Consider the following 1,495-nt stretch of genomic DNA (forward strand, 5'->3'; position numbering starts at 1 on the left):
TTTTAACCATTTTTCAAAAATTTGTATCATCCCATGTTTTCCAGCTAATTTCTCTTCCCCTTGTTTCGTCTTATATGGATATAACTGCAAGAAAACGCCGCATCCAGACTCAATTTTTTTACTATGCATATGGCTTCCTGGATATACACAAATGACTTCATAAATTGACCTTCGATAATAGACTCGCTTTCCATCCTGTTCTTCTACATACTTTATAGACCAGTACTTATACATTTGCTCAGTTGCTTTCGTATTTCCGACGTGCTGAAAAATATTGTACATTGGACTATACTTCACTTCAATAATAATAGAAGATTTATATACGTATTTCCCATCTTCTTTTACATAACAGTCTAAGCGAATATCTGGCTTCTTCGTATCCTCACCATTGTAAAAATTACTACCTTTACTTAATGCAATAAGAGGATGTGTTTCAATTAAGTCATTAAATGCAACATGCACCTTTATATCATCTCGTTCTAAAACTACTGTCGTTCCATCTTGTAATCCATCTACATAAAAATGTTCTTGTATTTGTTCACGGATAGAGTTTCTAGCTTCAAAACCAATTTGCTCTAAAATTGAAATAACGATAAAAAAAGCGTAATATTCATACACTAAAAACGTTGGCTTATAAACAAATAATAACGATGGAGATTGATCCGTATATTGCGGGAGTACTTCTAAATGATGTAGTAATTGTTGATGTGGTATCGGTAAATCATGTAAGTTCATGTTACTTGTTTCAGTAACTTCCCTCCAAAACGAAGAATGCATTAACATTTGAAAGTATTGTACATTTTCATGCACAATATGCGCCAATATTTTATATTCTTGTATTTTCATTGAGCTCTTTCGTAAATCGGCTTCTTTTAGTAAATGTATATTTTTATATTTTTGCTTCTCTCTATCAGTTACCGATCCATTACGCTCAATTGTTTGTATAATCGTTTTTACGGCTTGAAACTCTTCTGATTTTTTCTTTTTTTCTCTTTCTAAGATTTCAATTGTTTGACGTAAAAAACTTTTTGCTTCAATTAAATAATGATAAAATTGCATCGCTTTATATTTAAGAAATGCATTTTCCTTACTATTTTTTTGTTCCATAAACTTACGATTATAATGTTTGGCATAAGGTTTTCGTTCTGCCACTATAGTTCCTTTTCTTGTTGGCCTTCGCTCTTTTCCTTCCCATTTATATTCATTTATAAATTTTGAGCTTGATTCTATTTTCTTAAAGATTTGCTTTATCATTTTCATTTTTTGGGGTAACTTTCTAAGTAACACTAAATAAGAAGAATCCTCAATATCGCTAAGTGCAGAGAAGGTCTTTTTATAGTAACCTCTATCCAAAATCAACTCATTTAAAATTGACTTCACATAGTCTTGAATCATTTCAAATTGATCATCAAAAAAGTTTTTCGGTACGATTTGAAATGCGCCATAATACGTTGTATCTTCTATACGCACTTCAAAATGGTATAAACCACAGCGC

Annotated in this window: 1 protein-coding gene; it reads right to left on the minus strand. The window is 31.2% G+C overall.

Annotated elements, in window-relative coordinates; all coding sequences use genetic code 11:
- Nucleotides 1-1,495: hypothetical protein (locus ABWK52_RS28285; protein ID WP_353772322.1), on the minus strand; the 1,495-nt coding region annotated here is incomplete at both ends.

The sequence above is a fragment of the Bacillus sp. AP50 genome (genome assembly GCF_040492675.1).
Classification (GTDB): domain Bacteria; phylum Bacillota; class Bacilli; order Bacillales; family Bacillaceae_G; genus Bacillus_A; species Bacillus_A cereus.